The organism is Streptomyces sp. NPDC059851 (assembly GCF_042732005.1).
Taxonomy (GTDB): Bacteria; Actinomycetota; Actinomycetes; order Streptomycetales; family Streptomycetaceae; genus Streptomyces.
In genome coordinates this window covers 20,446-27,560 of record NZ_JBHWJJ010000119.1, presented here as the reverse complement: position 1 = coordinate 27,560, position 7,115 = coordinate 20,446, and the positions used below count along the sequence as shown (strand labels likewise).

Genomic DNA, 7,115 nt, shown 5'->3' with positions numbered 1-7,115 from the left:
CCCCCTACCACGCCCTGCGCAGGGCGTTCGTCCGCAAGGAGGCCCCGGGCGGGACCCCGCCGCACTTGGCGCGGCCCACCCAGGGGCGGCGTACCACCGCGACCCCCGGGCGGAGGCCCGGAATCACTGCACCGGCCCAGTTCGACAGGGCGGCCGGCCCGGCCGACTGCTAGCAAGAAGGGTGGGGGCGGCCGCAGACCTTCCCCCGCGGCCGTCCCCTCCCCCGCAGGACCCCACCTCCCGCATCCCGCCCAAGGAGCGATCCGCATGGCTGCTGGAACGCAGAGCACGGTAGAGGACCCCACGATCCACATCCTCTGGATCAACGCCGGACTGAGCTGCGACGGCGACTCGGTGTCCCTGACGGCCGCGATGCAGCCCAGCATCGAGGAAATCGTCACGGGCACCCTCCCCGGTCTGCCCAAGATCGCCGTCCACTGGCCGCTCATCGACTTCGAATGCGGCCCGGTCGACGGCGCGGACACCTTCATCGAGTGGTTCTTCAAGGGGGAGCGCGGCGAGATCGACCCGTTCGTCCTCGTCGTCGAAGGCTCCGTCCCCAACGAGAAGATCAAGCCCGAGGGTTACTGGTGCGGTTTCGGCGACGACCCGGAGACCGGCCAACCCATCACCACCAGCGAGTGGATCGACCGGCTGGCGCCGAAGGCCCTCGCCGTGGTGGCGATCGGCACCTGCGCCACGTACGGCGGCATCCACGCGATGGAGGGCAACCCGACCGGTGCCATGGGAGTCCCCGACTACCTGGGTTGGGACTGGACCTCGAAGGCCGGTATCCCGATCGTGTGCGTCCCCGGGTGCCCGATCCAGCCGGACAACTTCGCGGAGACCCTCACCTACCTGCTCTACCAGGCAGCCGGCTCGGCCCCGATGATCCCGCTCGACGACAAGCTGCGCCCGACCTGGCTGTTCGAGCAGACCGTCCACGAGGGCTGCGACCGCGCCGGCTACTACGAGCAGGGTCAGTTCGCCGAGTCGTACGACTCGCCGAAGTGCCTCGTCAAGGTCGGCTGCTGGGGCCCGGTCGTCAAGTGCAACGTCCCCAAGCGCGGCTGGATGAACGGCATCGGCGGCTGCCCGAACGTCGGTGGGATCTGCATCGCCTGCACCATGCCCGGCTTCCCGGACAAGTTCATGCCGTTCATGGACCAGCCGCCGGGCGCCACGGTCTCCACCAAGGCCAGCGGCGCGTACGGCGCCCTGATCCGCAAGTTGCGTGCGGTCACGCTGCACACGGTGGACGAGGAGCCGAAGTGGCGCCACACCGGCCGGAAGATCACCACCGGGTACCGCCCGCCCTGGTGACCAGGCCCGGACCGGCCGGCCCGCGCCCCGGACCGGCCGCCTCCCGCACCACCCCCCCACGCTCCGCTCCTGCTTACAGAAGGGCCACGGCAGACACGATGACACCGAAGACGAAGGCGGCCGGCGACGGCAGCGGCCTGGTGGAAATGGCCTGGGATCCGATCACCCGGATCGTCGGCAGCCTCGGCATCCACGCCAAGATCGACTTCAAGCAGAAGCGGGTGGCCGAGGCCTACAGCACCTCGTCCGTCTTCCGCGGCTACAGCGTCTTCATGCGCGGCAAGGACCCCCGCGACGCGCACTTCATCACCAGCCGCATCTGCGGCATTTGCGGCGACAACCACGCCACCTGCTCCGTCTACACCCAGAACATGGCCTACGGGGTCAAGCCGCCCCACCTCGCCGAGTGGATCATCAACCTCGGTGAATCGGCCGAGTACATGTTCGACCACAACATCTTCCAGGAGAACCTGGTCGGCGTCGACTACTGCGAGAAGATGGTCCGCGAGACCAACCCCGGCGTCCTCGACCTCGCCGAGCGCACCGAGGCCCCGCACGCCGCCGAGCACGGCTACCGCACCATCGCCGACATCATGCGCTCGCTCAACCCCATCGAAGGCGAGTTCTACCGCGAGGCCCTCCAGGTCAGCCGCTACACCCGCGAGATGTTCTGCCTGATGGAGGGCCGCCACGTGCACCCCTCCACGCTCTACCCGGGCGGCGTCGGCACCATCGCCTCCGTGCAGCTCTTCACCGACTACATGAGCCGCCTCATGCGGTACGTGGAATTCATGAAGCGCGTCGTGCCGCTGCACGACGACCTCTTCGACTTCTTCTACGAGGCCATGCCAGGCTACGAGGAAGTCGGCCGCCGGCGCGTCCTGCTGGGCTGCTGGGGCGCCCTCAACGACCCCGAGTACTGCGACTTCACCTACGCCAACATGACCGACTGGGGACGGAAGATGTTCGTCACCCCGGGCATCATCGTGGACGGCAAACTGGTCACCAACGACCTCACGCAGATCAACCTCGGCATCCGCATCCTGCTCGGCAGCTCGTACTACGACGACTGGGCCGGCCAGGAGCAGTTCGTCCGGCACGACCCGCTGGGCAACCCGGTCGACCCCCGCCACCCCTGGAACCAGCACACCATCCCCGCCCCGCAGAAGCGGGACTTCGACGACAAGTACAGCTGGGTGATGTCCCCGCGCTGGTTCGACGGCACCGAGCACCTCGCCCTCGACACCGGCGGCGGCCCCATCGCCCGCCTGTGGTCCACCGCCCTGTCCGGCCTCGTCGACGTCGGCTACGTCAAGGCCACCGGCCACAGCGTGCTCATCAACCTGCCGCGCACCATGACCAAGCCGGAGACCACCTTCGAGTGGAAGATCCCGCAGTGGAGCAACGCCCTGGAGCGCAACCGCGCCCGTACCTACTTCCAGGCGTACGCGGCCGCCATCGCCCTGCACTGCGCCGAGATGGGGCTCGCCGAGGTCCGCGCCGGACGCACCCAGACCTGGGAGAAGTTCGAGGTGCCGGACGAGTCCATCGGCTGCGGCTTCACCGAGGCGGTGCGCGGTGTCCTCTCGCACCACATGGTCATCCGTGACGGGAAGATCGCCAACTACCACCCGTACCCACCGACCCCCTGGAACGCCAGCGTCCGCGATTCCTACGGCACCCCCGGCCCGTACGAGGACGCCGTCCAGAACACCCCGATCTTCGAGGAGAACACCCCCGAGAACTTCAAGGGGATCGACATCATGCGCACCGTGCGCAGCTTCGACCCCTGCCTGCCCTGCGGCGTCCACATGTACGTCGGCGGCGGCAAGTCCGTGAAGTCGATGCACGTGCCCACCGGCCTGAGCGGGCTGGGCGGATGAGCGCGGCCGTCATCGACGCCCGGGAGGCCGGCCGCCGGGTCGAGGAGGTCCTCGACCGGCTGGCCGCCACCGGTGACCGGCAGGCCTGCGCGGCCGCCGAGGAACTCGTCCGCGTGCTCATGGACTTCTACGGCGCCGGGCTCGCCCGGATCGTGGAGCGGCTCGGCGCGGGCGCGCTCACCCGCATGCTCGGCGACGACCTCGTCGCGGGCCTGCTCGCCCTGCACGACCTGCACCCCGACGACGTGGACACGCGGATCACCCGCGCCCTGGAGTCCGTGCCCGAACCCGTCGAACTGATCGGCTTCGACGCGGCCACCGGCACCCTCAGCCTGCGGTCCGCCGCAGGCCCGGCCACCGGGTGCGGCTGCGGGAGCAACGCGGAGACGGCCCGGCGGAGCGTGGAGGACGCCGTGGCCTGCCTCGCGCCCGAGGTGACCGCCGTCGAACTGCTCCCCGCGGCCCCCGCGCCCGCCCTGCTGCAGATCGGCAGCCGGCCGCCGACCCCGGTGCGCGTGCCGTGAGCCCGGCCCGCCCCCAAGCCGCGCCGGCACCGGTGCCCGCACCCGTTCCCGTGGCCGTGCCGGTGTCCGCGCACGGCCCCGCCGGCACCGCCGTGCCCGGACTGCGGCGGTTCACCGGGCCGCGCCCGCCGCGCCCCGAGGTTTGCGAACTGTGCGGCGTGCCGGTGGCCGAGCAGGGCCACCGGCACCTGGTGGAGATCGAGAAGCGGGCCCTGGTCTGCGCCTGCACGCCCTGCGCCCTGCTCTTCGACCGCCCCGGATCCGGGGCCGGCCGCTACCGCACCGTCCCCGACCGCTACCTCACCGACCCCGCCCACCGGCTCGACGACACCGCCTGGGAGCGGCTGCGCATCCCGGTCGGCGTCGCGTTCTTCTTCCGCAACGCGGCACTCGACCGGCTCGTCGCGCTCTACCCCAGCCCCGCCGGGGCCACCGAGAGCGAACTCGAACCGGAAACCTGGCAGACCGTCCTCGGCGCCGGCCGGCTCGCCGGGATGCTGGAGCCCGACGTCGAGGCGCTGCTCCTGCACCGCACGCCGGACCGCACCGAATGCCACCTCGTCCCCATCGACGTCTGCTACGAACTGGTCGGCCGGATGCGGTTGCTGTGGCAGGGCTTCGACGGTGGCGCGGAGGCCCGTGCCGCCCTCACCGCCTTCTTCGCCGAAGTCGAGCGGCGCGCCACGGTGCTGCCCACACCCCGGCCGGCCGGGCAGGAGAGGCTGCCGTGACCGACTTCGCCTTCACCTGCACCGGCGTGCGCACCGACCCGTACGCGGCCGGCCCCACCCTGGTGTTCCGCCTGCGCATCACCGCCTCCGGCGGCACCCGCGTCCACGCCCTCGCCCTGCGCTGCCAGCTGCGGATCGAGCCGGCCCGGCGTGACTACGGGCCCGCCGAGGCCGCCGCCCTCCACGACCTGTTCGGCGACCGCTCCCGCTGGGGCAGCACCCTGCACCCCGTACAGCTCGCCCAGGTCGCGGTCATGGTGCCCGGCTTCACCGGCGAGACCGAGACCGACGTGGTCGTGCCCTGCAGCTACGACCAGGACGTCTCCGCCGGCCGCTACCTCGCCGCCCTGGAGGACGGCGAGGCGCCCGTCCTGATGCTGTTCTCCGGAACGGCCTTCACCGGCGCCGGCGGCTTCCACGTGGAGCCCGTGCCCTGGAACCGCGAGGCCCCCTGCCGGCTGCCCGTCACCGTGTGGCGGGAGATGATGGAGCAGCACTTCCCCGGCTGCGGCTGGCTGCGGCTGCCCCGCGACACCATGGCGGACCTGCTCGCCTACCGCTCCCGCCACGCCCTCGCCTCCTGGGAGGAGACCGTACGGGCCCTGCTCGACGCGGCGCGGACCGCCGGGCCGCCGGCCCGGGAACCCGCCTGGGCCGGCGCCGTCCTGCCGCGCGCCACCGGGAGGACCGCGCCATGACCACGACCACGGCCGCCGTGCCCGCGTCCCGCTTCGCCCTCGCCCGCCAGGTCGCCGACGCCGTCCTGTTCGAGGGCTACGTGCTCTACCCGTACCGGGCCTCCGCCGCGAAGAACCGGATGCGCTGGCAGTTCGGCGTCCTGGTTCCGCCCGCCTGGGCCCCCCGGCACGGCGAACACTCCGGCCAGCGCACCGAGCTCGTGACCGAACCCCGCGGGGACGCCTCCGTCGCCGTCGAACTGCGGTTCCTGCACGCCCAGCGCCGTACCGTCGAAGAGGCCCGCCCCGACGGCTCCTTCGCCGCCGTGCCCGAACTGGCCCTGGCCGAGCGGGTCCTGGTCCCCTGGGACGAGGGCCGCGAGGAGCGGATCGAGATGAGCGTCCGCATCGCCGACCTGGAGGCCGGCGAGGTGTCGATGCCGTTCACCCGGCCCGCCCGCGAGGAAACCGAACCCGTCCTCGACGCCGACGGACGGCAGGTCGGACGCCTGGTCCGGCGCACCGAGCGGATCGACGGCGTCCTGCGCCTGCACGCCGCACCCCTGGACGTCCCGTACCGGGCCCTGAGGCTCACCGCGGCGGTCGAGAACACCGGCGACTGGGATCCGCCCGAGCAGGGGGCCGACCGGGAGGCCGCCCTGGCGCGTTCGCTGGTCGCCGCGCACCTCCTGCTCGGCATCAGCGCCGGGTCCTTCCTGTCGATGACCGACCCGCCCGAGTGGGCCCGGGCCGCCGTCGCCGGCTGCGACAACCGGCACACCTGGCCGGTCCTCGCCGGCGAGGACGGCCGCGCCGACGTGGTCCTTTCCTCCCCGATCATCCTGGAGGACCACCCGCGGATCGCCCCCGAGAGCGCCGGGGCCATGTACGACGCCACCGAGATCGACGAGATCCTCGCGCTGCGCACGGCCACCCTGACCGAGCAGGAGAAACGCGAGGCGCGGGGCACGGACGTCCGCGCGGCCGCCGTGATCGACCTGGCCGACTCCATGCCCCCCGAGGTGTGGGAACGGCTCCACGGCGCCGTCCGGGCCCTGCGCGAGGTCACCGGACCGGGCCCCGCCGCCCCGCCGGCCGACCACGGACCGCTGGACGGGGACCCGCTGTTCCGGCCCGGCGCCCCCTGGTGGGACCCGGCCCGTGCGGACCCCGCCGACCCGGCCCGGGACCGCGTCACCATCGACGGGACGGTCGTGGGCGCGGGCAGCCGCGTGCTGCTCCGGCCGGGGCTGCGGCGCACCGACGCCCAGGACCTGTTCCTGCAGGGCCGCACCGCCCTGGTCGAAGCCGTGCTCAGCGACGTCGACGGGGGCGTCCACCTCGCCGTCACCGTCGACGGCGACCCGGGCGCCGACATCCGCCGCGAACAGGGCCGGTTCCTGTACTTCCAGCCCGACGAGGTCACCCCCGTGGAGGGCGCGTGAGCCGCCGGATCCTGGTCGCCGGCATCGGCAACGTCTTCCTCGGCGACGACGGCTTCGGGGTGGAGACCGTCCGGCGGCTGTCCGCTCCCGGCGCCCGCCTGCCCGACGGGGTGGAGACCGCCGACATCGGCGTGCGCGGGGTCCACCTCGCCTACCAACTGCTCGACGGCTACGACACGCTCGTCCTGGTCGACGCCACCGCCCGCGGCGGCGCCCCCGGGACGCTGTACCTGATCGAGGCCACCGGAGCCGAACCGGTCGCCCCGCAAGCCGCCGTGCTCGACGGGCACCAGATGTCCCCCGACGCCGTACTGGCCCTGCTCGACACCCTGTGCGCCGGGACCGGGGCCACCCCGCCCCGGCGGATCTGGGTCGTCGGCTGCGAGCCCGGCTGCCTGGAGGAGGGGATCGGCCTGAGCCCCCCGGTCGCCGCCGCCGTCGACGAGGCCGTGCGGATGGTGCTGGACCTCGTGCACCACCAGGACGAGGAGACGCCGCAGGACGAGCCGGGTGTCGCCGCCAACTGAGGAGG

The 7,115-nt window shown here is 72.7% G+C and carries 7 protein-coding genes; all 7 read left to right on the top strand.

Annotated features, from left to right (window positions below):
• Positions 1-267 precede the first annotated feature (267 nt).
• The gene (locus tag ACFV7Q_RS30095) at positions 268-1,323 is read left to right on the top strand and encodes a hydrogenase expression protein HypE (RefSeq protein WP_385433123.1); all 1,056 of its coding nucleotides are present in this window, start codon (positions 268-270) and stop codon (positions 1,321-1,323) included.
• Positions 1,324-1,421: 98 nt separating this feature from the next.
• Positions 1,422-3,206: a nickel-dependent hydrogenase large subunit gene (locus tag ACFV7Q_RS30090; RefSeq protein WP_385433121.1), complete on the top strand. Its 1,785-nt coding sequence runs from the start codon at positions 1,422-1,424 to the stop codon at positions 3,204-3,206.
• Positions 3,203-3,730 (top strand): hypothetical protein, encoded by a 528-nt coding sequence (locus tag ACFV7Q_RS30085; protein WP_385433119.1) that lies wholly within the window; start codon positions 3,203-3,205, stop codon positions 3,728-3,730. The genes ACFV7Q_RS30090 and ACFV7Q_RS30085 overlap by 4 nt, the downstream gene beginning before the upstream one ends.
• A 101-nt stretch (positions 3,731-3,831) precedes the next feature.
• Complete coding sequence (locus ACFV7Q_RS30080) at positions 3,832-4,461, top strand: DUF5947 family protein (protein WP_385433128.1); 630 nt, start codon at positions 3,832-3,834, stop codon at positions 4,459-4,461.
• Positions 4,458-5,159, top strand: a complete 702-nt coding sequence (locus ACFV7Q_RS30075) for a DUF6084 family protein (protein ID WP_385433117.1) — start codon at positions 4,458-4,460, stop codon at positions 5,157-5,159. Before ACFV7Q_RS30080 ends, ACFV7Q_RS30075 begins: the two co-directional genes overlap by 4 nt.
• Positions 5,156-6,583: a hypothetical protein gene (locus ACFV7Q_RS30070; protein ID WP_385433115.1), complete on the top strand. Its 1,428-nt coding sequence runs from the start codon at positions 5,156-5,158 to the stop codon at positions 6,581-6,583. Before ACFV7Q_RS30075 ends, ACFV7Q_RS30070 begins: the two co-directional genes overlap by 4 nt.
• Positions 6,580-7,110, top strand: a complete 531-nt coding sequence (locus ACFV7Q_RS30065; RefSeq protein WP_385433114.1) for a hydrogenase maturation protease — start codon at positions 6,580-6,582, stop codon at positions 7,108-7,110. The genes ACFV7Q_RS30070 and ACFV7Q_RS30065 overlap by 4 nt, the downstream gene beginning before the upstream one ends.
• Positions 7,111-7,115: the final 5 nt, after the last annotated feature.